Origin of the sequence: Eisenbergiella sp. OF01-20 (assembly GCF_003478085.1) — a bacterium.
Taxonomy (GTDB): domain Bacteria; phylum Bacillota; class Clostridia; order Lachnospirales; family Lachnospiraceae; genus Eisenbergiella.
In genome coordinates this window covers 65616-89382 of record NZ_QUES01000026.1, presented here as the reverse complement: position 1 = coordinate 89382, position 23767 = coordinate 65616, and the positions used below count along the sequence as shown (strand labels likewise).

The following is a 23767-nucleotide window of genomic DNA, read 5'->3' as shown; positions in this document are numbered from 1 at the left end:
CTTGACAGGGGATAGCCGCCCACGTCCGCCGTAAACACATACCTGCCCGCCGCATCGCCGTCATAGGCCGGGCCGCTGTCCCAGGTCACGTGGATTTCTTCCATGGATGTGGTGACGGCCGTGACCGTTTCCCCGCGGTCCATGTGGGAGGAATCCCCGCCGTCGTTGCCCGACACGCTTTCCGCCTCCATATCATCCCCGTCCGGGACTACTGTTTCCTCGGTGACGTGATAAACTGCCCCCGTCACCGTGTCCGGCAGGTTCAGCCCGGAAAGCTCCGTGCCCACCGGGACGGACTGCTTTTTAACGCCCTCGTCCAGCGGTTCAAAGGACGCGATACTCCCGTCCTCTTGGATGGCGGCCTCCGGCGCCTTGTTCTCCGCCATGGCCACTGCCGGAAGCTGTGCCGCAATCAGCACGGCGGATAAAAACAGCGCCCATCGTTTTTTTCTTTTTCGTATCATCCGTATTCCCTCCTGGTAGATAAATAAAAGTGGTTTATGGCATGTATCAAAGATACCTGCCCTATAAGGGATCCCCCCTTCTGTGAAAACCCTTACCTGCGTTATCTTATGTCCCTTTCTTGTCACCGGGGAGGCCCCGCCTCCTTCCGTGCCGCCAAAAGCCCGGCGCATTCCTCCTGCAAATAACGGACGGCTTCGGCAATGCGCACCGAAAGAGGAAAGGCGTTTTCTTTCATACCCATAAGATATCACTGCTTTTCTGTGATCAGTTTAGCATGTTATGAAAAAGAGTAAAATCATACGGTATGAGGTTTTTCCAAATTTATTTTTTTGTGCTATGCGGAACGGGAATCGTATGCGGCTTTTGTCCAGGAGAAAGAACCGGAAATGACGGCAATCCCTGTTTTTTGAGTGATAAAAGACCAGGACTGCAAAAATACGGAGGTTTCCGCGCTGATGGGCCTGTCTTTCCCGATACGTTGCTTATAGCATATAAAAAGGACGTTCCTTCCGTCCCTCCGACATCATCGCTTTTTCAGCGGGCAAACCGGGCAATAGCAGCAGCAGCGCCCGCCTATGGTTATTTCATATATATTAACGTATTAGTATCTTGCAGTTTTGGGAAAGAACAGCTATTATGGAAAGAACGGATGGATTTCTGCGTGAAAGGAGTTAGGATATATGCTTGAATTTAAGTATGATACACAGCTGTTAATTGAAGGAGAGGATCTGGATGAGGATGTTATCAGCGATTATTTTTTGAATAATTTGCAGGGGGATTGTCTGCTTGCAGTGGGAGATGATGAGCTGATCAAAATTCATTTCCATACCAATGAGCCTTGGAAGGTATTGGAATATTGCTCCACTCTGGGAGAAATATATGATATTGTTGTGGAAGATATGGAGAGACAGTCCAGAGGGCTGAAGGGATAGGCTATTAGGACAGTGAGGGTGCGGCACGGTTCTTCCCGGGGCGGCTGCGGTTCTTTGCGGCAGGTGCCATACCAGTTCAGGGAAAGTACTATGCCGCGTCCTTTTTATGAATGGTCATGGCAGGCTATTGCCGACACCCGTTACGGCTCGTCATTATTGACAGGAAAGGAAATAGGTGCTATGATAAAATAAAATTAAGTTAGTTTAAACTAACATACAATGGTATACTACGTACTTAAGATTTGAGGTGGAATTTATGGCAACAGGGATTATATGTCTTGTTTTGTTGATGATATGCATATTCGGCATCAAGAGCTATGCGAAGAGGCTGTCCCATGGCTGCTGCGGTAGCGGAGGGGACACGGTAAAGAAGGGGAAGCCCAAAGACCGGGATAAAAGCCATTATGCCCATACATACCGGATGGAAATCGAGGGGATGACCTGCAGCAATTGCAGCACCCGGGTGGAAAATGCATTGAACGGTCAGGATGGTTGCTATGCGCAGGTAGATTTGGGAAAAAGGACGGCATGGCTGTATACAAAGCTGCCGCTTACAGAAAAGGAAGCCCGGGAGATTGTACGGAAAGCAGGCTATCGGGTACATTCTTTTCAATGTCTTATTGAGAAGTAGCGTAACGGTTCATCATCTTCACAGTTCCTGCAAAAATCGATCCGGAATCGTCTCCGACGATGGGAATATAGTCTAATGAGATTCAGCTAACCATATATATGACATAAGAAGAAGGCCCTTGCCATTTGGTTGGGGCCTTCTTCCGCAGATTGGTGTTACCCAGGCTGCGCATGTGCCACATGGCTTTTCCGTCTGTTGATCGAATGGTGTTTCCGGGACTGCAGGCAGAGACCGTGGGATATATGGGAGTCTTGGGCGGCGCAGGGAAACGGAGGGTTCTATTTATGAAACTTGTACTGGTACGGCATGGAGAGAGCATCTGGAATAAGGAGAATCTTTTTACCGGCTGGACAGATGTGGATCTGTCGGAAACCGGGTTCTGATTGCCGCCCACGGCAATTCCATCCGGGCCCTGGTCCTGTATTTGGAAAAGCTGACACTGGAGGAAATTGTTGACGTCAACATTCCTACGGGAATCCCCCTTGTGTATGAATTCAGCGGGGATGGGAGAGTTATCGGAAAGGAATATCTGGGAGATCCCCGGGTGGTGCAGGCGAAGATGGCAAAGGTGGCCGCCCAGGGCAATACCGCCCGGGACAATTCTGTACAGGAAATCATAGCGGGGAAGCCGCAGGATACAAAGAGACGTCTGAACCGTTACAAAATGAGAAACATTATCAATTAGAATTCCCTGCTTATATTGATTATTCCATGAAGAATCACTATAATAGGATTTGAACAATTCATACCTAAATGGTAGGAAATGTTCAAATCCTATTTTTTTATAAGATACAACGATCCGGTACCATACTGCGTGATGAACGATGAATCCGCCGGCATTCACACAGCGCGGCGCAGGTGTCACGAATACCATATTCCGGGGTGCCCGGAAAAGAAACAAAGCGGGACACAGCCGGCGGAAACGGAACACGCTGCCGGACGGAAACGTATTGATAGAGTTTGCCGGAGACACAGCCCTTTTTCCAGGAAGCAGGAGGGAAAGCAAGGTAATGTTTTGCCTGCCGGAGGATACCGGGCTGCGGGTTCCGGCTGTGCGACGAAGGACAGTAAAGGAGTATTCGTTCAGGCTTGTCCGAACAGTTACAGTAAAGGAGGAAACAATGGCAGATCAATTATTACAGGTAAACGGGCTGAAAGTCAGCGTGGAGGATAAAGAGATTCTCCACGGTTTGGATATGATGGTGAACAGAGGAGAAACCCATGTGCTGATGGGGCCGAACGGGGCGGGAAAATCCACGCTGGGCTATGCATTGATGGGAAATCCCAAATATACGGTGACGGCGGGCAGCATCCGGTATGAAGGAAGGGATATCACGGAAGAAACCGTGGATAAACGTGCAAGGGAAGGGATTTTCCTCTCTTTCCAGAACCCATTGGAGGTGCCGGGAATTTCCCTGGGCAGCTTTATCCGCAGTGCGCTGGAACAGCGCAGGGGGGAGAAGCTGCGGCTTTGGGATTTTGGCAGGGAAATGAAAAAGGCCATGGAGGTGCTTCAAATGGAGGAAACCTACGGCGATCGGGATCTGAATATGGGATTTTCCGGCGGAGAAAAGAAAAAAGCGGAGATCCTTCAGCTTCTCATGCTGCGCCCCACACTGGCTATTCTGGATGAAACGGATTCCGGGCTGGACGTGGATGCGGTGCGCACCGTATCCAGGGGCGTGGAGGCGTATCAGAAAAACGAAAAGGGAGCTTTGCTTATCATCACCCACAGCACGAAAATCCTGGAATCCCTGAAGGTGGATTACACGCACGTCATGGTGGACGGGCGCATCGTGGCTACCGGGGACCGCAGTCTGGTGGAGAAAATCAACGCCAGGGGCTTTGAGGCATATTACCGGGAGGCTGTCCGGGAAGGCAGCGTCCGGGGATGACCGGAGAAAGGAGTTTGCGATGGAAGAAAAAACCTATGTGGATGATATAGACAGAAGCATTTATGATATAAAAAATGAAGAAAAGGACGGATACCGGGTGCAGGAAGGTCTGACCCCGGAAATCGTTGCGGGGATTTCCCGGGAAAAGAAGGATCCTTCCTGGATGGAAATTTTCCGTCTGCAGTCCCTGCAGATATATAACCGTATGAAAGCGCCTGACTGGGGGCCTTCCCTGGAAGGGCTGGATATGGAGCATATTGTAACCTATGTGAGGCCCAATACCCATATGAGCACCAAATGGTCCGATGTGCCGGAGGATATTAAGAATACCTTTGAACTTCTGGGCATTCCGCAGGCGGAAAAGAAATCCCTTGCCGGCGTGGGGGCGCAGTATGATTCGGAGCTGGTGTACCATCATGTGCGGGAAGAGGTGGCGGCCCAGGGCGTGGTATATACGGATATGGAGAGCGCTCTGCGGGGGGAATACGCCTCCATGGTGCAAAAGCATTTTATGAAGCTGGTACGGCCGGACGATCATAAATTTGCCGCGCTTCACGGTGCGGTATGGTCAGGCGGTTCTTTTGTATATGTGCCTCCGGGCGTATCCGTAGCCATTCCCTTACAATCCTATTTCCGTCTGAATGCGCCGGGGGCCGGGCAGTTTGAGCACACCCTCATCATTGTGGGGGAAGGGGCGGATCTGCATTTTATAGAAGGCTGCTCTGCGCCGAAATACAACGTAGCCAATCTCCATGCGGGCTGCGTGGAGCTGTATGTGGGGAAGGACGCAAGACTGCGCTATTCCACCATCGAGAACTGGTCTAAAAATATGTATAATCTGAATACCAAGCGGGCCGTTGTGGAGGAAGGGGGCGTCATAGAATGGGTTTCCGGCTCCTTTGGCTCCCATGTGTCCTGTTTATACCCTATGAGTATCCTGAAAGGAAAAGGGGCCAGAGCGGAGTTTACGGGAATTACCTTTGCGGGAAAGGGACAGTGCCTGGATACGGGTGCTAAAATTGTCCATCAGGGGCCGGACACCTCCTCTTTTATCAATACGAAATCCATTTCCAAGGACGGCGGTATCAGTACCTTCCGCAGTTCGGTAACGGTGGGCAGGGATGCGGCCGGAAGCAAAGCGGCCGTTTCCTGCCAGTCGCTGATGTTGGATGATTACTCCCGTTCCGATACCATTCCGGCTATGGATATCCGTACGCCGGATGCGGATATCGGGCATGAGGCACAGATTGGAAGGATCAGTGAGGAGGCGGTATTTTACCTGATGTCCAGAGGGATCGGCGAAGAAGATGCCAGGGCCATGATAGTCAGCGGCTTTGCGGATAATGTATCCAAGGAGCTGCCCCTGGAATATGCGGTGGAAATGAACAACCTGATTCAACTGGAAATGAAGGGCAGCATCGGATAAGCTGTCCGGAAAGGAGCGAAATATGAAACAGGGAACGGATATGAAAATAAACAGACTGCCTGTGCGCACCTGGAATTGGCTGCGCATGAATGAAAGCAGTCTTTCTGCTATAGATATAGAAGCCCTTCTGTCTGCAAGGGAAAACCCGTCGGATGGACCGGCGCTTACCCTGCCGGAGGACGGGGTATCCTGTATCCGCGGCATGAGTGCCGGGATGATGGAGGCCGGCTTCCGGGAGATCGCCACGGGGATGGGGCCGGATATGGAGGAACTGGTAAAGGAAAGCGGGACACCGGTGGAAATCATCCGGGTAAAAAAAGGAGAACGTCCGGAAACCCCCGTGAAGCTTATTTATTCCTGCGGGGAAGGAGAAAGCAGTCTGCATGCCGCCTATATCTATGCCGAAGAAGGCAGCCGTGTTACGGTAATCATGGATGTCTCCTCTCCCGGCGGAGCCGGAGGGACAGCCGGATTCCAGACAAGGCTCTATGCGGAAAAAGGGGCCGGGATACGTTTGATCCAGGTCCAGCTTCTGGGAACGGAATATGGGTATATAAACGATGTGGGCGGAACCTGTGAGGAAGGCGGCTCCCTGGAACTTGTCCAGCTTTTCCTGGGGGCGCGCAGCATTTATGCAGGCAGCAGCGTCAATCTGGCGGGGGACAGAAGCCGGATGGACACCGCGGTGGGTTATCTGGGAAAAAAGGATCAGAAGCTGGATATGAATTATGTGGCCGGTCATACCGGAAAGAAAACGGAAAGCCGGATGGAGGTAAAAGGCGTGCTGCGTGAGAATGCTTCCAAGCTGTTCCGGGGGACCATTGATTTCCGCCGGGGCTGTGCCGGGGCGGTGGGAGAGGAAACGGAAGAGGTGCTCCTGCTGGGGGATGAGGTGGTCAACCGCACGATTCCCCTGATATTATGCGGGGAAGAAAATGTGCAGGGGAGCCATGGAGCGACCGCCGGCCGGCTGGAGGAAGAGAAGCTTTTCTATTTCTGTTCCAGGGGCATGAGCCGGGAAGAAGCCTGTGACATGATGGCGCGGGCGGGGATTGACGCCCTTTGCGGCCGGATACCGGACGCAGCCCTGGTGGAAAAGGTGCAGGATTTTTTGGAAGGAGGTGCCCGGAATGGATAACAGAGGCAGGGAACGGGATTATCGAGCAGATTTCCCCATATTCCGGCAGAACAGACCGCTGATATATCTGGACAATGCGGCAACCTCCCAGCGCCCGGCCTGTGTGCTGGAGGCGGAACGGGATTTTTATGATAAGCAGAATGCCAATCCCATGAGAGGGTTGTACGAACTGGGGCTGGAAGCCACGGATTGCTATGAGAATGCAAGAAAACGGGTACAGAGGTTTCTGCATGCCGGAAAGGCGGAGGAAATTATTTTCACAAGAAATACCACGGAAGCGCTGAATCTGGTGGCGTACAGTTATGGTGTAAGCCATCTGCGGCCAGGAGATGAAATCCTGGTAAGTATCATGGAACACCACAGCAACCTTCTGCCCTGGCAGATGGTTGCTGCCAGAACAGGAGCCGTTCTGAAATTCCTGGAATGCAGCCCGGACGGGCGGCTGACGCAGGAGCGGATCCGCGGCGCGTTCACCCCGCGCACCAGACTGGCGGCGGTTACCCAGGTTTCCAATGTGTTCGGGCGGGTGAACCCTATCAGGGAGATCACACGGATTGCCCATGAACAGGGGGCCGTCGTGGTGGTGGATGCCGCGCAGAGCGCGCCCCATATTCCCATAGACGTCTGCGGGCTGGATGTGGATTTCCTCGCTTTTTCCGGGCATAAGCTGCTGGCTCCCATGGGGATCGGCGTGCTGTACGGAAAAGAGGAGCTGCTTCAGGCGATGCCGCCCTTCCTTACCGGAGGGGAAATGATAGAACGGGTGGGAAGATATGATGCGGTTTATGCGCCGCTTCCCCATAAATTTGAAGCCGGAACGGTGAATGCCGGGGGAGCGGCAGCGCTGGGATCCGCCATAGATTACCTGGAGCAGATCGGCTTCCAGGCCCTGCGGGAACGGGAGGATTCTCTCACCACCCTGGCCCTGGAACGCATGAAGGAGATCCCGGGCGTACATGTCCTGGGATCCGAAGATGCGGGGGAGCATTGCGGCATCCTCACTTTTACGGTGGACGAAGTCCATCCCCACGATGTAGCCTCCATACTGGACGCGGATCACATTGCGGTGCGGGCGGGGCATCACTGCGCCCAGCCGCTGATGGATTACCTGAAGGTCTCCTCCACGGTCCGCGCCAGCATCGCGTTTTATAATACGGAAGAAGAAATAAGGGCTTTTACCGAAAGCCTGTCACAGGTCAGGAGGAAAATGGGATATGGAGAATAAAACTTTTTACCAGGAAATACTGTTGGATCATAACAAAAACCCCGGCCACAAGCATCCGCTGCCGGATGCTGACCGGGAACTGGAAGGCGTGAATCCAAGCTGCGGAGATGATATCGTGCTGCAGCTGAAAATAGAAAACGGAAGGGTACTGGACGGTGCTTTTGGGGGGAACGGCTGTGCCATTTCCCAGGCTTCGGCAGATATGATGCTGGATCTGGTGATCGGAAAATCCACGGAGGAGGCCAGAAGGCTCACCGGTGTTTTCCTGCGTATGATCCAGGGCCAGGCTTCCCCGGAGGAACTGGAGGAACTGGAAGAGTCCGTATGTCTCCGGGATGTGGCCCATATGCCCGCCCGGGTGAAATGTGCGGTTTTAGGATGGCATACCCTGGAAGAGCTTTTGAAAAACGAAGGGCAGTAACTTAAAAAGGTATCCGGCAGGTGTGTGCCGGATACCTTTTTAAGTTAACTCTTATTCACATGGCCCTTTATGGCCTCAAAACTTTCTTTGCTGATAACGTGTTCGATCTTGCAGGCATCCCCGGCGGCGGTTTTTTCGTCCACACCCAGCCTGACGAGCCAGGCGGAGAGAAGCTGATGCCTTTCATATATCATTTCGGCGATTTCCCGCCCGGAAGCGGTCAGATTGATAAAACCTTCCTTCGTCACTGTGATATGTCCCAGCTCCCGCAGGTTTTTCATGGCTACGCTGACGCTTGATTTCTTAAAACCCAATTCCTCCGCCACGTCGACGGAACGGACCACCGGGTGCTCTTTGCTCAATATTAAAATAGTCTCCAAATAATTTTCGGAGGATTCCCCTACTGCCAAACTATTCACCTCCAGTTCTTTTGGTAAAGCAGCTTATTTATCGGTTAACTAACTGGAGTTAGTATAGCATATTTCTCCTTCCGCGGCAAATACATTTACCGTACTAATTGAGAAAAAATTATCAATAAAATGATTGACAACAACTGGAAGTTAGAATATACTAACCAAGAAGAAACGGGAAATGAAAACCATTCTCAAAATCTAAAAGAAAGAAGATGAAGATGATGCCATTGACTATGGTGAATGCAGGGGAACCTAATGTTATACGCAAAATCGGCGGGAAAGAGGAAACCAGAAGATTCCTGGAGAATCTGGGTTTTGTGGCCGGCGGTGTGGTGACTGTCGTATCTGAAATTGACGGAAACATGATTGTGAACGTGAAAGATTCCAGAGTAGCCATTGGAAAAGATATGGCAAACAAAATTATGGTAGGGGCCTGAAAACACGGATTGTACCTGCCATGGATTTCATTTCGGGCCGCGGGATGCGGCGGGACGGAAAGGGAGATAAGATGAGGACATTGAAAGAAATTCCCTGCGGGGAAACTGTAAAAGTGGCGAAGCTGACCGGAGAAGGCGCGGTGAAAAGACGGATAATGGACATGGGTATCACCAAAGGTATCGATGTTTTTGTCAGGAAGGTTGCGCCTCTGGGAGATCCGGTCGAGGTGACTGTACGGGGATATGAGCTGTCTTTGCGGAAAGCGGACGCGGAAATGATTATCGTGGAATAAATTTTTTTGAACATGGGTTAGCCTATACTAATAAAAGATAGCCATAACAAATTCAAAATCATGTAACATACATAGCTGCGATGAGGCGGAAAGAGGTAGAATATGTCAATTAAAATTGCATTAGCAGGGAATCCCAACTGCGGAAAGACTACATTGTTTAATGCACTGACCGGTTCCAACCAGTTTGTGGGGAACTGGCCGGGTGTAACGGTGGAGAAGAAGGAGGGTAAGCTGAAGAGGGCATACGGAACCCAAGGTTCCGGGGATGTTATCATTATGGATCTTCCCGGCATTTATTCCCTTTCTCCCTACACCCTGGAAGAAGTGGTTGCCAGAAATTATCTGATAAACGACAGGCCGGATGCGATCATCAATATCGTAGACGGAACCAATATGGAAAGGAACCTGTATCTGTCCACACAGCTGATGGAGCTGGGCATCCCGGTTGTTATGGCCGTCAATATGATGGACATTGTGGAAAAGAGCGGCGATGTGATACATATTGACAAGCTCAGCAAAAAACTGGGCTGTGAGGTAGTGGAGATATCCGCATTAAAGGGTACCGGAATCCAGAAGGCGGCAGAAAAAGCCGTGGGCCTCGCCAGCAGAAAGGACGCGACCCCTCCGGTCCATACCTTCGCACCGGAAGTGGAAAACGTGCTGAATACCATCGAAGCCAGGCTGGGAAGTGATATCCCGGAGGAACAGAAGCGCTTTTTTGCCATCAAGCTGTTGGAAAAGGATGATAAAATCCAGGATCAGATGAGCCGGGTCCCGGATGTTTCTTCTGAGATTGCACAGATCGAAAAGGAAATGGATGACGATACGGAGAGTATCATCACCAATGAAAGATATGTATACATTTCTTCCATCATCGGTGAATGCTTTAAACGCAGTAAAAATGAAAAGCTGACCGCCTCCGACAAAATCGACAGGATCGTTACCAACCGCTGGCTGGCGCTTCCTATTTTTGCAGTGGTTATGTTTATTGTTTATTATATTTCCGTTACCACGGTTGGTACCTGGGCAACCGACTGGGCGAATGACGGCGTGTTCGGAGACGGCTGGAGCCTGTTCGGGCTGGAAATCCCCGGTATCCCTGTTCTTTTTGAATCCGTGCTCACCGCTGTGGGCTGTGCCGAATGGCTGCAGGGTCTGATACTGGATGGTATTGTTGCCGGTGTGGGTGCAGTGCTTGGCTTTGTCCCCCAGATGCTGGTGCTGTTCCTCTTCCTGGCTTTCCTGGAAGGCTGCGGCTACATGGCCAGAGTTGCGTTTATTATGGACCGTATTTTCCGTAAGTTCGGCCTTTCCGGAAAATCCTTTATCCCCATGCTCATCGGAAGCGGCTGCGGCGTGCCCGGTATTATGGCCTCCCGTACCATCGAAAGCGACCGTGACCGTAAAATGACCATTATGACAACCACCTTCATTCCCTGCGGCGCCAAGCTTCCTATTATAGCCCTGATCGCCGGCGCCCTGTTCGGCGGTGCATGGTGGGTGGCTCCCAGCGCTTACTTTGTGGGAATTGCAGCGATTATCTGTTCCGGTATCTTATTAAAGAAAACCAAAATGTTTGCCGGGGATCCCGCTCCTTTCGTTATGGAGCTTCCTGCATACCATCTTCCCACCGTGGGAAATGTACTCCGCAGCATGTGGGAGCGCGGATGGTCTTTTATCAAGAAGGCCGGTACCATCATCCTCCTTTCCACCATCGTGGTATGGTTCACCACCTACTTCGGCTGGGTTAACGGACAGTTTAAAATGCTGGAGGATATGGAGCTTGACCACAGCATTCTGGCAGCTGTCGGAAATGCGGTTGCATGGATCTTCATCCCGCTTGGCTGGGGTGACTGGAAGTCTGCGGTGGCGGCTATTACCGGGCTGGTTGCTAAAGAAAACGTAGTAGGAACCTTTGGTATCCTTTACGGTTTTGCTGAAGTGGCGGAAGACGGAACGGAAATCTGGGGAAGTCTGGCAGGAAGCATGACCGCAGTTGCAGCTTACTCCTTCCTGGTATTCAACCTGCTGTGTGCACCCTGCTTCGCAGCTATGGGCGCTATTAAAAGGGAAATGAACAATGCCAAATGGTTCTGGTTTGCAATCGGATACCAGACCGGGCTTGCTTATGTGGTATCCCTCTGTGTGTACCAGTTGGGAAATCTGTTCACAACCGGAGCTTTTGGTATCGGAACCGTAGTGGCATTCCTTCTTGTAATAGGCTTTGTCTATCTGCTGGTCAGACCTTATAAAGAAAGCAAAACGCTTAACGTGAAAATCAAGATGGCAGGTGCAAAATAAGTATTCGTGCTTGACCTGAGGAGAGCCTGCATGAAAATGCAGGCTTTTCTTCTGTAAAAAGGGAGGTACCTAATTGCCGGATAACAAGAATAACCAGGAAAAAAGAAAGCTGCCCGATTCCAGAAGCTATCACCGCACACAGATGCAGAGGGACATGATTGTGGAAAAGCTGAAGGAACGGGGCTGCCGGATTACCAAACAGCGCCTTACCTTACTTGATATCATACTGGAAAATGACTGCTCCAGCTGCAAGGAAATTTTCTACAAAGCATCCCGGGTAAACAGCAATATCGGTTCCGCCACCGTCTACCGGATGGTAAGCGTTCTGGAGGAAATAGGGGCGATCAGCCGGAAAAATATGCTTCGGGTGGCCTATTCCGAGGACTGTGTCATGGAAGACGCCTGCACGGTGGTGCTGGATGATGATACCACCTACCATTTATCTGCCAGAAAATGGAACCAGGTAGTACAGGCCGGACTCCGGGAATGCGGATATCTGGGAAACCATAAAGTGTCCTCGGTCACCGTAAGGCCCTGCGAATGTGAGCATGCGGACTGCGGGCCGGAAGCGCCTGCCGGCCGGGAATATGCGGCGGACGGAATTTTATAAGCTGCAAATTGATAATGATTAACATTTCTCAATAAATGGGAAAATTGTTGACGGAACAAAAGAATAATCCTATTATGTAAAAAAATACCTGAGAAGAAAGATAACGCCAAAGCGCGCAGACAGGAGCAAATATGAAACAGCACAGGTTTTGGGCATGGGCCGCCGTATTTTGTTTTTTAATGGTGTTTTACACGGGCTATAAGCATAAATAAGGAGGAAAATCCTCTGTTCGCCAGAGGGCTCACATTTTGCTCCGCAAAACAAGGAGGATACGAAAGATGATGAAGGCTTCAGTTATGAAAAAAATAGGGCTTTTTGCAGGAGGCGTCCTGTTTGGGACCGCAGGGGTTAAGATATTGTCCGGCAGAGATGCCAAAAAGGTATATACCAGCTGCACCGCCGCTGCGCTTCGTGCAAAAGACTGTGTCATGAAAACCGCTGTCACTGTGCAGGAAAATGCGGAAGATATTCTGGCGGAGGCGAAGCTGATCAATGAAGAGCGCGCTGCGAAAGACGCGGAGGCGGTACAGGAGCCTGACGGGGATACGGAAACCGATTTTAAGGAACAGGCGGAGTAAGGCCATGTCTTACTGCTGTTTCGGGCAACGGATCAGAGTGCAGCTTTGCTGTATATAGTTCAGAATGCAGCTCCGTTGTATATAATATAGAAGGAACCACACGGGGCTGCTTGCGATTACAGTCCCGTTTTTGTATGAGAAAACAAAGGAAGCCCCGCTGTGCAGGCCCGATTTGTTCCAGTCTGCGCCATACATGCGCGGACCTGCCGGACAGTTACCAAACAAGTACCTTGTCCCTCCCGGATAAGGCGGAAAGGAAGCTATGAAATTTATTATCAGACATGAAATCAAAGGGCGGATCCGCGTTCATATGGTACAGAATAAAATGACCTGTGAGGAAGCGGACCGGCTGTACTATTATATCAGGCGGCTGAAAAATGTGACCGAGGCAAAGGTTTTCGAATGCACGGCAGATATTTCCGTAACCTATGTGGGAAGCCGTGATGAAATCATACAAGCGCTGAAAAACTTTTGCTATGAAAAGACGGAAGTACCGGAGGAGGTTCTTAAGAATTCCGGAAGAGCGCTGAATGCCTTCTATCAGGAAAAACTGATAGGCCGGTTACTGCTGCGGGCCGGCAGCAAGCTGTTCCTGCCCCGTCCGGTAAGAGTCTTCTATGCAGGACTGAAATACATAAAATACCTGTTCCGGGGAATCCGGTGCCTGGCGGCAGGAAAGCTGGAGGTGGCTGTTCTGGATGCGGCGGCCGTGGGCGTCTCCGTGATCCGGGGCGACATGGATACGGCGGGATCGATTATGTTCCTGCTGGGAATCGGGGAACTGCTGGAGGAGTGGACCCACAAAAAATCCATAGGTGATCTGGCAAGAAGCATGTCCCTGCATATCAGCAAGGTATGGCTGGTACGGGACAACCAGGAAATTCTTGTGGACGCGCGCCGGATCCGGCCGGGTGACAGCGTCATGGTCCATATGGGAAATGTAATTCCCTTTGACGGCCCCGTGCTTTCCGGAGAAGCCATGGTGAATCAGGCATCCCTTACAGGGGAGGCCATGCCGGTAAGAAAGGAAGCCGGCGGCTACGTCTATGCGGGGACCGTGGTGGAGGAGGGAGAAGTGATCCTTCAGGTGAAGGCCGTTTCCGGCTCCAACCGGTTTGATAAAATTGTAAAAATGATTGAGGAATCGGAAAAGCTGAAATCGGCATCCGAAAGCAAGGCGGAGCATCTTGCGGACCGGCTGGTGCCCTATACCCTGGCAGGCACCCTGGCGGTCTGGCTTCTGACTGGAAATGTGACCAAAGCGCTGGCTGTGCTCATGGTGGATTTTTCCTGTGCGCTCAAGCTGTCCATGCCTATTGCCGTACTATCCGCCATCCGGGAGGCCGGCATGCATCATATCACCGTAAAGGGCGGTAAGTTCCTGGAAGCGGCGGCGGAAGCCCGCACCATTGTTTTTGATAAAACAGGTACCCTGACGAAAGCCAGGCCGGTGGTCAGGAAGATCCTTGTATTCGGGGAGAGGAAAGAAGATGAGATGCTTCGGATCGCCGCCTGCCTGGAGGAGCATTTCCCCCACTCCATGGCAAAGGCTGTGGTAAAGGCCGCCAGGGAACGGAAGCTGGAGCATGAGGAAATGCATTCCCGGGTGGATTACATTGTGGCGCACGGAATCGCTTCTTACATAGAAGAAAAAAAGGTAATTATCGGCAGCTGGCATTTTGTTTTTGAAGACGAAAAATGTACGGTCCCCGAAAGCGGGCGGGGACAATTTGAAAACCTGCCCCCGGCATATTCCCATTTGTATCTGGCGGTGGAGCAGGAGCTGGCGGCCGTTATCTGTATTGAGGATCCGCTTCGGGAGGAAGCGCCTGCCGTAATAACCTCCCTGAAAAAAGCCGGGATCCGTAAGGTGGTCATGATGACCGGGGACAGTGAACGCACCGCGGCGGCTATCGCGTCCCGGGTGGGGGTGGATGAGTACTATTCCGAGGTTCTTCCCGAGGATAAAGCCCGTTTTGTGGAAGAAGAAAAGGCAAAAGGCAATAAAGTCATTATGATAGGCGACGGCATTAACGATTCCCCTGCGCTGTCTGCGGCGGATGTTGGTATCGCTGTCAGCGACGGGGCGGAAATCGCCAGGGAAATTGCGGATATTACCATTGCTTCGGATGATCTGTACGAAATTGTTACCCTGAAGCTGTTAAGCGCCAGCCTGATGAAACGGATTCAGACAAATTACCGGCTGATCGTGGGGGTTAATACCCTTCTGATAGCGGCGGGGGTGGGAGGGTTCCTTGCACCCGCCACCACGGCACTTCTGCATAACCTTTCCACCCTGGGAATCAGCCTGGAAAGTATGACGGATTTGATTGTGTAACGTAACAGGCCGGATAAGCCTGAACGGTTACTGTGTAACTTCATAAAAAAAGAAAATCCCTCCGGGCGCAGAAATGGGTCCGGAGGGATTTTTAGGTATCCTTTTTCACAGGCACACGGTCCCTGTAGACTCATGCACATGCAGCGTAGGCGTGATAACGCGATGATACGTATTGGTATCATACCGTTCTATCCGGTTTTTCAGTAAGGTACCCGCCTCACGCCCCATCAGATATTCGGATTGGCTGATATGGGTGAAAAAGTCCGGGTTTTTGCCGGTACAGACCGGCTTGTCAAAGGACATCAGAGAAACATCCCCGGGGACTTTTATATCCAGAGAAGCCAACAGATCATAAAGGTAGGTACAGGTGGAGGATTCCGCCGTGATAAAAGCCGTTACGCGGTTTTGCGTCACCAGCCTCCGGAACAGCTCCTGATAATGGCTGAATTTCTTGTGTTTATCCAGGAATTCCACAAGCTGTACGGCATATTCCGGCATATTCAGCGAGAGGGCCGTTTCCTGAACCCCTTCAATACGGTACTTGACAGAGAAGGTGTCCCGGCCGGTGGAGGTAACGAAAGCAATGCGCTGATGGCCCAGCTTATGCAGATGACGGAGGCAAAGCTCCCCGGCGGCCCGGTTGTCCGCAATCACATAGCTGGTATTGAGGCGCGGGAGATAACGATCCAGCAGCACCAGGGGATAATTCTGCAGCTGCATGGACAGAAGCTGCTTACTGAAAAAGGGCTGGTCCTGGGGAAACAGGACGATCCCGGAAATATCCAGCTCCAGGCATCTTTGCAGCAGATAATTCTCCACCGTGGGATTGCGGCTCTGGAAAATGTGGCAGATATAGGTATCCTCCGGAAATACGGACTGTACCCCATTGATCATGGACAGGGAAAATAAATCCGTGACAGACGGGAGGATACAGGCGATTTCCGTCATGGAGGCAGGCATGTCCGCATGAGAGGAGGGGACCGGCGCTTCCCGGATTAAAGGGGGAAGCTGGGCCGATTTGGCAACAAAAGTCCCCTTATGAGGGAAACGGGTGATAATCCCCTCGCTTTTTAATTCATTCAGCGCTTTGGATACGGTGATGCGGCTGACACCGTACTGCTCCATGAGCTGGTATTCCGTGGGGACTTTATCCCCCGGCAGCAGCAGTCTGTCCTTTATTTGGCGGAGGATGTCCTCTTTGATTTTTTGATATAAGGGCTGGCTTGGAAGAGGCGGCATGGCAATATCTCCTGTCTGACGTATGAGGTAACAGTCCAAAACGGCCGGCACGGTTACCGTATGGTTCCTGCCGGCAAAAACGGCGGTGTTCCCGAAAAAGAGCCCCGGCGGTTTTGCCGTCCGTAAAATTATGCCTAAAGTATATCGTTTTGTCTTGTTATTGTCAATACAAATATTTGAACTATTTGCTATGTTGTATTTGCGATAACCAGCAAAAATAAATATGTTAATTATTCACAAAATTTACCAATAACAAGAAAAATAGTTGTAAAAAATACGAAAGATGCTAGACTAATACTTATAAATTAAACGATATATAGTATATATTAAAAGCCAAACTGACATAATCACGTCAGTTTGTTATGTATGCATTACAGGGCAAAAAGAAAGGGGAAAGGTGTGAATGTATGGGACTGAACGAGGGGAAAAGCGCGGTAAGCAAGGCAGGAAAAGCACAGGAGCGGAAAGCGCTGTGGACACAGATCAAGCGTCACAGGGTACTGTATCTGTTTATCCTGCCGTGTGTGGTCTGGCTGGTTGTATTCTGCTATGCGCCGATGGCAGGAATTGTACTTGCATTTAAAAATTATCGGTTTGATCTGGGGATTTTCGGAAGCGAGTGGGCCGGCCTGAAGCATTTTCAGAAATTCATCACCTCTCCGGAGTTCTGGACAACGATCCGCAATACCCTTGTGATAAGCGGCCTGAAGATCCTTATCTGCTTCCCGGCCCCGATTATACTCGCGCTTTTACTCAATGAGGTGCGGGCGGCCAGGTTCAAGCGGGCCATACAGACACTGAGCTACCTTCCCAATTTCGTATCCTGGGTTGTGGTGGTACAGCTGATGACGGTACTTTTTACCCCATATGGCGGCATAGTAAATCAGGTACGGCAGATGATGGGGCTGGAAACCGTGTTTATCATGGGAGAGAAAAATGCGTTTTATCCGCTGGTCATTTTATCGGATTTATGGAAGGGCATCGGCTGGGGATCCATCGTTTACCTGGCGGCGATCACCGGGGTTGATCAGGAACTGTATGAAGCGGCGGGGATAGACGGTGCGGGACGGCTGAAATGTACGTGGCATATTACGCTGCCGGGTATTTCAACCACCATAGGGATCATGTTTATTATGGCAATCGGCGGTATCCTGAATGCGGGCTATGATCAGATTCTCTTGCTGCAGCAGCCGGCAAATACCCAGATTTCCCAGATCCTTGACACCTATGTTATCCAGACAGGTATCAAGTACGGTAAATTTGAGTATGCCACGGCAATCGGGGTGTTTAAGTCGGTATTTTCCCTGCTTTTGGTAACAACGACAAATCATCTGACGAAGAAATACGCAGAAGTGGGTCTGTGGTAAAGGAGGGGGAAAATGAAAGAAACAAAGGGACAAAAAATATTCAAGGTTTTTAATTATACCATATTGTGTCTGCTTGGCCTTGTAACGTTTTATCCGTTCTGGTACGTGCTGGTGGCATCCTTCAATACCGGACGGGATTTCCTGAAGGGCGGGGTCTGGCTTTATCCCAGGCAGTTCACCCTGGAAAATTATGTTATGGCGTTTAAGGACGAAAGAATCTACCAGTCTTTGTCCATATCGGTGGGTGCGACGATTCTGAGCGTGGTGGCCGGACTGCTGTTTACGGCGCTGATCGCCTATGCGTTAAGTATCCGCACGCTGCCGGGAAGGACTTTTCTTAACTTTTTCTGGTATTTTACAACCATTTTCAGCGGCGGAATGATTCCTCTTTATATGGTGCTGCGTTCTCTCGGTCTTACCGGCAGCTTCTGGCTATACGTTATTCCGTCTGTTTACAGCTTTTATAACTTCGTGCTGCTTCGCACCAATTTTGCGAACATACCGTATGAACTGAGGGAATCGGCCCAGCTGGACGGGGCGAAGGAAACCACGATCCTCATGCGGATTTATATCCCTTTGTCCAAACCGATACTGGCAACGCTGGCTCTGTTTATCGGCGTGGGCAAATGGAACGACTGGTTCACGGGGGCTTATTATCAGAGCAAGGCCGCGCTTTATCCGGCAGCCACCGTACTGCAGAAGATTCTGAGCGAAGCGACCGCAAGCTCCCAGGTGAAGGTGGGGCAGGAAACGGCGCTGGGTTCCATGACCAGCTATACCTCCCAATCCCTGCAGATGGCATTTGTTATGATTCTGACGATGCCTATTGTCATTATCTATCCTTTTTTGCAAAAGTATTATGTAAAAGGGGTTATGGTTGGTTCTGTGAAAGGTTAGACTGCGCCCCAAATGGCGCCAGGCGCAGTTTTGCCCGGTATATATGCTTCGTAAAAAAGTAGGAGGATTTAGCGTATGAGAAAGAAAAAAGCATTGGCGTTATTGCTCACGGCAGCAATGACGGCAGGGTTGCTGGCAGGGTGCGGCGGTTCGAAGGAAAGCGCATCCACGGCAGGTAATGCGGGAACGGCGGACACGGCGGATACGGCCGGCAGCACAGCCGCGGCGGCCGGAGAAACTGCGGATGACGGCGATTATTATGTGGATGAGGACGGAAATAAGTACAAAAAATTTGATGATGTCCAATTGAAAATGCTCATCTGCTGGAACGGCGGCTTCAAGACGGCCCAGGATCAGTATAACAATGATGTGGCGGCGGCAATCCGGGAAAAAATCGGTGTGACCGTGGAATTTGAAGGCATCATGATGAGCGAGGCTGAAAAACTGAATATGATGTTTGCTTCCGGAGATATGCCGGATATGGTGAATGCCCCTTACTGGGGCGGTACTGCCGGGGAAACGGCGATCATTAAGAAAGCGGGCGTGGAAGGCCGGCTGATCGATATCAAGGATATGGTGCCCAATTACCCGAATATTGCCGATGCCTACGATATAGGCGTTATCGGGCAGAAATACCTGGAAACGGACATTGATACCCCGGAAAACAACGGGGCCAGATATGTACTTCCCACGGAAGTGGCGGGAGATGATGCCGACATCGCACAGTGGGGGTACGGCGTATTCGTCCGCGGCGACGTTCCCGAAGCCCTTGGCATCGATCCCACTTCTATCAAGACTTCGGAGGAGCTTTATGATTTTATGGTGAAGGCAAGGGATTACGGCTTTAAGGATGTGAACGGCAATGACTGTATCGTGGCGACAACCTACCATGACGGCTGGTCCTATGACGATTTTATCCAAAGCTTCCAGACGAAGAAACTGACCAAATTTGAACTGGATACCGACGGAAATGTTACTTATGACAGGCTGACCCAGGATTATATTGATAAATACCTGTTCATCTGGAAGCTCGTCAAAGAGGGGATCCTGGATAAGGAATGTTTTAAAACCTCGGACGACAGGGCAAAAGAAAAGGTGGGGAACGGTACCGCACTTTTTACCTGTGCACAGTACGGCGTAACCGTGGACGCCACCAAGCTCACCGGCCTGTATGATTCCAACCCGGAAATGCGGTATACATGGGTGGGGCCTCTGAATTATAAGGACGGATCCCCGCTGAAGCAGATTGAACCGGACGGAAGAAACGGTTCCCCGGTTATCTTTTTCCCGAATACCTGTTCCAATATTGATGCGGCGCTCACCTGGCTCGACTATATTAACAGCAAAGAAGGGACAAAGCTGATATGCTACGGTATAGAAGGGGATACCTATGAACTGAATGCAGACGGACAGCCGAGAATGAATGCGGAATTAACCGAGAAGTATAAGGTGGATACGGAAGGTGTCAATGAAGAGCTTCGGGAAAGAGGGATTAATTACATGGCGGCCAGGACCTATGTAGCCAAGAAAAATATGGCGTGGTTCGGCGAATCCGGCCCCTTCATGGCAGACGCGGAAAACGAATATGTAAAAGAATACAAGGAGCTGCGGCCGGTGGAGAAGATACCCGGCTATTCCATTGAAGCATTTGCTCCCGGATTTGAAGGTTACCAGGAATTTGCGGAATGGGCGTTTGACGATACAACGGAAAAAGAATATAAGGAAAGGGCATTCTTTGCCGATACGGAAGAAGAGGCAAGAAAGATTCTGGAAGATTACCAGAACTACCTGCTTACCGGCGACGGAGGCAAGATGCAGGAATTCCTTGATTATCTGACGGAACAGTCCAAAACAAGGGACGATATCGCTTACTAGGAACGGACAATACTTTGAGAATTGAGAGGAAACTTATTGGGAACAGGTTTTCCGGGGTTTGGCACGGCGCCTGGGACTATAGTAAGTTACCTCTCTTTTTGTCCGGCGGGGGAAAGGATGAAGAATGGCATATATCAGGAATAAAAAAGAAGAACTGACAGGGTATCAGGCAAGCGGGGATTTTCGTCCGTCCGTGGATCTGCAGTGTGATTTTGTTATGGTGTACGGAATTGACGATACGATGCCGGACCGGATCAGGCAGTACCGGGAAAAAGGTTATGTAATCCATCTTATGACAGGGATTGCATGGGGGGAGTATCAGGATTATCTGGACGGCGGATGGGACGGACGCAAGCACTGGGATGAGGGCCAGGTGGAACGAAGCGGCAAAGGGGTGATTCATAATCCCACCGTGCCCTATATGGTGCCTACGGTTTCCTTTTCGGAGTATCTGACCGAACGCATGAAGATTGCCGTGGACATGGGCGTGGAGGCCATCCATGTGGAAGAACCGGAATTCTGGGACAGAAGCGGTTATTCGGAGGCGTTTCAGAGGGAATATGAAATCTACTACAAGGAGCCGTGGAGGCCCCAGCATGAGGATTTGGATGTGCGCTATAAATCGGCGCGGCTGAAAGCCTATCTCTACGGCAGGGCCATAGACCGTGTGAGCGCGGCGCTGAAGGAATATGCCAAGGTAACCTATAACCGGGATCTGCGGTTTTATGTGCCCACACACAGTCTGCTGAATTATACCCAGTGGAAGATCATGAGCCCGGAGGCGGCGCTTATCAATATCCCCACGGTGGACGGCTACATTGCCCAGATTTGGACGGGAACGAGCAGGGAAGCCAATGTATATGAGGGGGTATACAAGGAACGTACCTTTGAAACCGCCTATCTGGAATACGGGGTCATGCAGGAGCTGGTGAAGGGGACCGGACGCAGGATGTGGTTCCTGAATGATCCCATAGAGGATCTGCCCTCCTATACCTGGGAAAACTACGAGTACAATTACAGAAAGACGGCGGCTGCGTCCCTGCTGCATCCCCATATCTGGCATTACGAGATCTGCCCCTGGCCCCACCGGGTATTTGACGGCAGATATCCCCGGTTCCAGCCCCATATTGCACAGAAGGATGAGACCAGCTACGAAACGGATCAATCCAGGCCGATACCCGGCAGCTATTCCACGCTGCTTTCCGGTATGTTCCAGCTGTTCGGCGATATGGAGCAGAAGGAATTTTCGTTTGAAGGCGCCGGGGACTGCGTGGGAATTGCTATGTCGGACAGCGGCCTGTTCCAGCGTACGTTCCCGGACGGCATAGTGAACGGCAGAAGGCTGGGGGAGCGGTTTGCCATGGCAAAGCATAAGAATACGGGGAATCCGGTGGATGAAGAGGCGGCCGAAGCACTGATGAAGGAGATCTCCGGGGAGGAATCACTGCTGCTTGATTTCATCCAGAGCGATGCGTTTCCCCAGTTTTACGGCATGTCCCTGCCGCTGCTGAAATACGGCCTGCCGGTAAGGCCGGTACAGCTTGACAATGTACGGCGGTTTGCAGGTTACCTGGATGCCCTGAAGGTCCTGGTCCTCAGCTATGAGTATATGAAGCCGGAGGCCCCGGATGTAAATACCGCGGTGCTCTCCTGGGTGATGGACGGCGGAACGCTTTTGTATATCGGCGACGGAAGCGATCCCTTCCACCGAATCGATTCCTGGTGGAGAAGCTCCGGCTTTGCCGATCCCGCCCGGCATCTGTTCCGCCTGGCCGGTCTGGGGGAGACGCCGGCGGACGGCGTATACCAGGCAGGAAGGGGAAAAATCGTGGTATGGAATATGGTGCCTGCCAAACTCTGCCTTACCAGGGAGCTGGCGCAGGAATACCGGGATAAGGTGAAAACGGCGCTGGAAGGCCTGGGGCTGGCATGGGAATACCGCAGTGATCTGACCCTGCACAGAGGTCCGTATATCATATCCGCCGTCATGGATGAAAGCGTTACGGAGGAGAAAAAGTCATGGGAAGGCTTGTTTGCCGATCTGGGCGAGAATGACTATCCCGTTATCACTCATAAGGAAATCGGGCCGGATGAAACGGCGCTGCTGTTTGATTTCGATACCATCCGGGACGACACATTCCGGATAATCGGCAGCTCCGCCAGGGTGCTGGCGGCGCAGGCGGATGACGGCGGCTTCCGGCTGAAGCTGAAAACCGCGGACAAAATCAAGGCATTTACCCGGGTGCGTCTGCCCGGAAAAGCATCCGCCGTATGTGCGGCAATGGAGAACGGCGGGGAAATCCCCATGGAAGCGAAGTGGGATGACGCCTCCCGGACGCTGTTGCTGTGTTACGACAGCCATGGGGAAGAGGTGACGGTGACGGGCAAATGGAAGTGAGAAAGACAGGAGCAAAGGATGCAGACAGTACGTATTTTTAATATACAGCATTTTTCCGTGCACGATGGGCCGGGCGTGAGGACGGTGGTATTTTTCAAGGGCTGTAACCTGCACTGCCGGTGGTGCCACAACCCGGAGTCCATCCGCGGGGAAAAAGAAATCTTGTTGTATCCGGATCGGTGCATCGGCTGCGGGGCATGTGTACAACAGTGCCCCGCAGGGGCACACAGCTTTCCGGAGGGAAAACACAGGGTGGACCGCAAAAGGTGCATCCGTTGTTTCCGGTGCTGTGAGGAATGCTATGCCGATGCCCTGGTGTGCGTGGGGGAAGAAACGGACACGGAAACCGTGATGGATGAAATACGCCGCAATAAAGGGTACTTCGCCCATTCGGGAGGCGGTGTCACATTCTCCGGGGGAGAGTGCATGCTTCAGACAAAACCACTCACACAGCTTTTGGAGTGCTGCAGGAGAGAAGGGATCCATACGGCGGTGGATACCGCGGGAAATGTGCCCTGGGATTCCTTCGAAGAAGTGCTTCCCCTGACCGATTTGTTTTTATATGATATCAAGGCATTTGACCCGATCGTGCATCAAAGCTGTACCGGCGTCACCAATGAAAGGATTCTTGAGAATTTCCGGAGACTGGCGGACTGCGGTGCGGCGGTTACGGTGAGGATTCCCTATGTGCCCGAATTAAACGGGACTCAGCTGGAAGGGATTGCCTCATTTCTGTCCGCATATCCGCAGATAAGGGCTGAACTGCTGCCTTACCACAGCATGGGGAATTCCAAGTACCAGGCACTGGAGGAAACGTTTTATACCGGCACGGTACCGGATAAAACAACGGTGGAACGATTGAAAAAGAAATATCATTTTTATTGAGGA

At 51.4% G+C, this 23767-nt stretch carries 23 protein-coding genes; 20 read left to right on the top strand and 3 right to left on the bottom strand.

All coding sequences use genetic code 11. From position 1 onward, the window contains the following. The coding region (locus DXA36_RS23455; protein WP_182479232.1) for an Ig-like domain-containing protein at nucleotides 1-464 on the bottom strand (464 nt) is incomplete at its 3' end. A 681-nt stretch (nucleotides 465-1145) separates the two neighbouring features. On the opposite strand from DXA36_RS23455, the gene DXA36_RS23445 reads away from it, so the two are divergent. The 9 genes from DXA36_RS23445 (at nucleotide 1146) to sufU (ending at nucleotide 8133) form a co-directional block, all read left to right on the top strand. Then, entirely contained in the window at nucleotides 1146-1397 is a 252-nt protein-coding gene (locus DXA36_RS23445) for a kinase to dihydroxyacetone kinase (RefSeq protein ID WP_118681853.1), read from the top strand. Between the two features lie 256 nt (nucleotides 1398-1653). Beyond that, nucleotides 1654-2028 carry a cation transporter gene (locus tag DXA36_RS23440; RefSeq protein ID WP_118681852.1) on the top strand — a complete coding sequence of 125 codons (375 nt, stop codon included), beginning with the start codon at nucleotides 1654-1656 and terminating at the stop codon, nucleotides 2026-2028. Nucleotides 2029-2312: 284 nt separating this feature from the next. Further along, entirely contained in the window at nucleotides 2313-2411 is a 99-nt protein-coding gene (locus tag DXA36_RS33630; RefSeq protein WP_243114725.1) for a histidine phosphatase family protein, read from the top strand. Nucleotides 2412-2452: 41 nt separating this feature from the next. Beyond that, a complete protein-coding gene (locus DXA36_RS23435) occupies nucleotides 2453-2713 on the top strand; it encodes a hypothetical protein (RefSeq protein ID WP_243114724.1) in 261 nt (86 codons plus the stop codon). Between the two features lie 436 nt (nucleotides 2714-3149). After that, nucleotides 3150-3923: a Fe-S cluster assembly ATPase SufC gene (gene sufC, locus DXA36_RS23430; protein ID WP_118681865.1), complete on the top strand. Its 774-nt coding sequence runs from the start codon at nucleotides 3150-3152 to the stop codon at nucleotides 3921-3923. 19 nt (nucleotides 3924-3942) lie between these two features. Then, nucleotides 3943-5349, top strand: coding sequence for a Fe-S cluster assembly protein SufB (gene sufB / locus DXA36_RS23425; protein ID WP_118681851.1), 1407 nt, complete (start codon nucleotides 3943-3945; stop codon nucleotides 5347-5349). A 22-nt stretch (nucleotides 5350-5371) separates the two neighbouring features. Then, on the top strand, nucleotides 5372-6487 hold the full coding sequence (locus DXA36_RS23420) for a SufB/SufD family protein (RefSeq protein ID WP_118681850.1): 1116 nt from the start codon (nucleotides 5372-5374) through the stop codon (nucleotides 6485-6487). Continuing rightward, entirely contained in the window at nucleotides 6480-7712 is a 1233-nt protein-coding gene (locus tag DXA36_RS23415; protein ID WP_118681849.1) for an aminotransferase class V-fold PLP-dependent enzyme, read from the top strand. Before DXA36_RS23420 ends, DXA36_RS23415 begins: the two co-directional genes overlap by 8 nt. Continuing rightward, nucleotides 7702-8133: a Fe-S cluster assembly sulfur transfer protein SufU gene (sufU, locus tag DXA36_RS23410; RefSeq protein ID WP_118681848.1), complete on the top strand. Its 432-nt coding sequence runs from the start codon at nucleotides 7702-7704 to the stop codon at nucleotides 8131-8133. The genes DXA36_RS23415 and sufU overlap by 11 nt, the downstream gene beginning before the upstream one ends. 44 nt (nucleotides 8134-8177) lie before the next feature. On the opposite strand, the gene DXA36_RS23405 is transcribed toward sufU, so the two are convergent. Continuing rightward, nucleotides 8178-8543 carry a metal-dependent transcriptional regulator gene (locus DXA36_RS23405; protein ID WP_118681847.1) on the bottom strand — a complete coding sequence of 122 codons (366 nt, stop codon included), beginning with the start codon at nucleotides 8541-8543 and terminating at the stop codon, nucleotides 8178-8180. A 221-nt stretch (nucleotides 8544-8764) separates the two neighbouring features. Here DXA36_RS23405 and DXA36_RS23400 point away from each other — a divergent pair, with 221 nt between their 5' ends. The 6 genes from DXA36_RS23400 (at nucleotide 8765) to DXA36_RS23370 (ending at nucleotide 15103) form a co-directional block, all read left to right on the top strand. After that, nucleotides 8765-8983 carry a FeoA family protein gene (locus DXA36_RS23400; RefSeq protein WP_118681864.1) on the top strand — a complete coding sequence of 73 codons (219 nt, stop codon included), beginning with the start codon at nucleotides 8765-8767 and terminating at the stop codon, nucleotides 8981-8983. Between the two features lie 71 nt (nucleotides 8984-9054). Next, entirely contained in the window at nucleotides 9055-9276 is a 222-nt protein-coding gene (locus DXA36_RS23395; RefSeq protein WP_118681863.1) for a FeoA family protein, read from the top strand. Between the two features lie 102 nt (nucleotides 9277-9378). Beyond that, nucleotides 9379-11577, top strand: a complete 2199-nt coding sequence (gene feoB, locus DXA36_RS23390; RefSeq protein ID WP_118681846.1) for a ferrous iron transport protein B — start codon at nucleotides 9379-9381, stop codon at nucleotides 11575-11577. 73 nt (nucleotides 11578-11650) lie between these two features. Continuing rightward, on the top strand, nucleotides 11651-12187 hold the full coding sequence (locus tag DXA36_RS23385) for a transcriptional repressor (RefSeq protein WP_321011733.1): 537 nt from the start codon (nucleotides 11651-11653) through the stop codon (nucleotides 12185-12187). 278 nt (nucleotides 12188-12465) lie between these two features. Then, nucleotides 12466-12765, top strand: coding sequence for a DUF6110 family protein (locus DXA36_RS23380; RefSeq protein ID WP_118681845.1), 300 nt, complete (start codon nucleotides 12466-12468; stop codon nucleotides 12763-12765). 262 nt (nucleotides 12766-13027) lie between these two features. Then, on the top strand, nucleotides 13028-15103 hold the full coding sequence (locus tag DXA36_RS23370; protein ID WP_118681843.1) for a heavy metal translocating P-type ATPase: 2076 nt from the start codon (nucleotides 13028-13030) through the stop codon (nucleotides 15101-15103). 105 nt (nucleotides 15104-15208) lie between these two features. Here DXA36_RS23370 and DXA36_RS23365 read toward each other — a convergent pair whose 3' ends face one another. Next, nucleotides 15209-16342 carry a GntR family transcriptional regulator gene (locus DXA36_RS23365; protein WP_118681842.1) on the bottom strand — a complete coding sequence of 378 codons (1134 nt, stop codon included), beginning with the start codon at nucleotides 16340-16342 and terminating at the stop codon, nucleotides 15209-15211. 407 nt (nucleotides 16343-16749) lie between these two features. On the opposite strand from DXA36_RS23365, the gene DXA36_RS23360 reads away from it, so the two are divergent. The 5 genes from DXA36_RS23360 (at nucleotide 16750) to DXA36_RS23340 (ending at nucleotide 23764) form a co-directional block, all read left to right on the top strand. Further along, nucleotides 16750-17709 (top strand): ABC transporter permease, encoded by a 960-nt coding sequence (locus DXA36_RS23360; RefSeq protein WP_118681841.1) that lies wholly within the window; start codon nucleotides 16750-16752, stop codon nucleotides 17707-17709. Nucleotides 17710-17721: 12 nt separating this feature from the next. After that, entirely contained in the window at nucleotides 17722-18606 is an 885-nt protein-coding gene (locus DXA36_RS23355; protein WP_118681840.1) for a carbohydrate ABC transporter permease, read from the top strand. A 75-nt stretch (nucleotides 18607-18681) separates the two neighbouring features. Next, nucleotides 18682-20481 (top strand): hypothetical protein, encoded by a 1800-nt coding sequence (locus DXA36_RS23350; RefSeq protein WP_118681839.1) that lies wholly within the window; start codon nucleotides 18682-18684, stop codon nucleotides 20479-20481. Between the two features lie 124 nt (nucleotides 20482-20605). Continuing rightward, entirely contained in the window at nucleotides 20606-22879 is a 2274-nt protein-coding gene (locus tag DXA36_RS23345) for a hypothetical protein (RefSeq protein ID WP_118681838.1), read from the top strand. 18 nt (nucleotides 22880-22897) lie between these two features. Further along, a complete protein-coding gene (locus DXA36_RS23340; protein ID WP_118681837.1) occupies nucleotides 22898-23764 on the top strand; it encodes a glycyl-radical enzyme activating protein in 867 nt (288 codons plus the stop codon). The last annotated feature ends 3 nt before the right edge of the window (nucleotides 23765-23767 follow it).

Excerpts from the sequence above, each read along its gene's own strand:
- DXA36_RS23360 (WP_118681841.1), top strand. The coding sequence starts at position 16,750 with ATGGGACTGAACGAGGGGAAAAGCGCGGTAAGCAAGGCAGGAAAAGCA.
- DXA36_RS23380 (WP_118681845.1), top strand. The coding sequence starts at position 12,466 with ATGATGAAGGCTTCAGTTATGAAAAAAATAGGGCTTTTTGCAGGAGGC.
- DXA36_RS23365 (WP_118681842.1), bottom strand. The coding sequence starts at position 16,342 with ATGCCGCCTCTTCCAAGCCAGCCCTTATATCAAAAAATCAAAGAGGAC.
- DXA36_RS23445 (WP_118681853.1), top strand. The coding sequence starts at position 1,146 with ATGCTTGAATTTAAGTATGATACACAGCTGTTAATTGAAGGAGAGGAT.
- feoB (WP_118681846.1), top strand. The coding sequence starts at position 9,379 with ATGTCAATTAAAATTGCATTAGCAGGGAATCCCAACTGCGGAAAGACT.
- DXA36_RS23440 (WP_118681852.1), top strand. The coding sequence starts at position 1,654 with ATGGCAACAGGGATTATATGTCTTGTTTTGTTGATGATATGCATATTC.
- DXA36_RS23355 (WP_118681840.1), top strand. The coding sequence starts at position 17,722 with ATGAAAGAAACAAAGGGACAAAAAATATTCAAGGTTTTTAATTATACC.
- DXA36_RS23350 (WP_118681839.1), top strand. The coding sequence starts at position 18,682 with ATGAGAAAGAAAAAAGCATTGGCGTTATTGCTCACGGCAGCAATGACG.
- DXA36_RS23340 (WP_118681837.1), top strand. The coding sequence starts at position 22,898 with ATGCAGACAGTACGTATTTTTAATATACAGCATTTTTCCGTGCACGAT.
- DXA36_RS23420 (WP_118681850.1), top strand. The coding sequence starts at position 5,372 with ATGAAACAGGGAACGGATATGAAAATAAACAGACTGCCTGTGCGCACC.
- DXA36_RS23400 (WP_118681864.1), top strand. The coding sequence starts at position 8,765 with ATGATGCCATTGACTATGGTGAATGCAGGGGAACCTAATGTTATACGC.
- DXA36_RS23345 (WP_118681838.1), top strand. The coding sequence starts at position 20,606 with ATGGCATATATCAGGAATAAAAAAGAAGAACTGACAGGGTATCAGGCA.
- sufB (WP_118681851.1), top strand. The coding sequence starts at position 3,943 with ATGGAAGAAAAAACCTATGTGGATGATATAGACAGAAGCATTTATGAT.
- DXA36_RS23395 (WP_118681863.1), top strand. The coding sequence starts at position 9,055 with ATGAGGACATTGAAAGAAATTCCCTGCGGGGAAACTGTAAAAGTGGCG.
- DXA36_RS23370 (WP_118681843.1), top strand. The coding sequence starts at position 13,028 with ATGAAATTTATTATCAGACATGAAATCAAAGGGCGGATCCGCGTTCAT.
- DXA36_RS33630 (WP_243114725.1), top strand. The coding sequence starts at position 2,313 with ATGAAACTTGTACTGGTACGGCATGGAGAGAGCATCTGGAATAAGGAG.
- sufU (WP_118681848.1), top strand. The coding sequence starts at position 7,702 with ATGGAGAATAAAACTTTTTACCAGGAAATACTGTTGGATCATAACAAA.
- DXA36_RS23415 (WP_118681849.1), top strand. The coding sequence starts at position 6,480 with ATGGATAACAGAGGCAGGGAACGGGATTATCGAGCAGATTTCCCCATA.
- sufC (WP_118681865.1), top strand. The coding sequence starts at position 3,150 with ATGGCAGATCAATTATTACAGGTAAACGGGCTGAAAGTCAGCGTGGAG.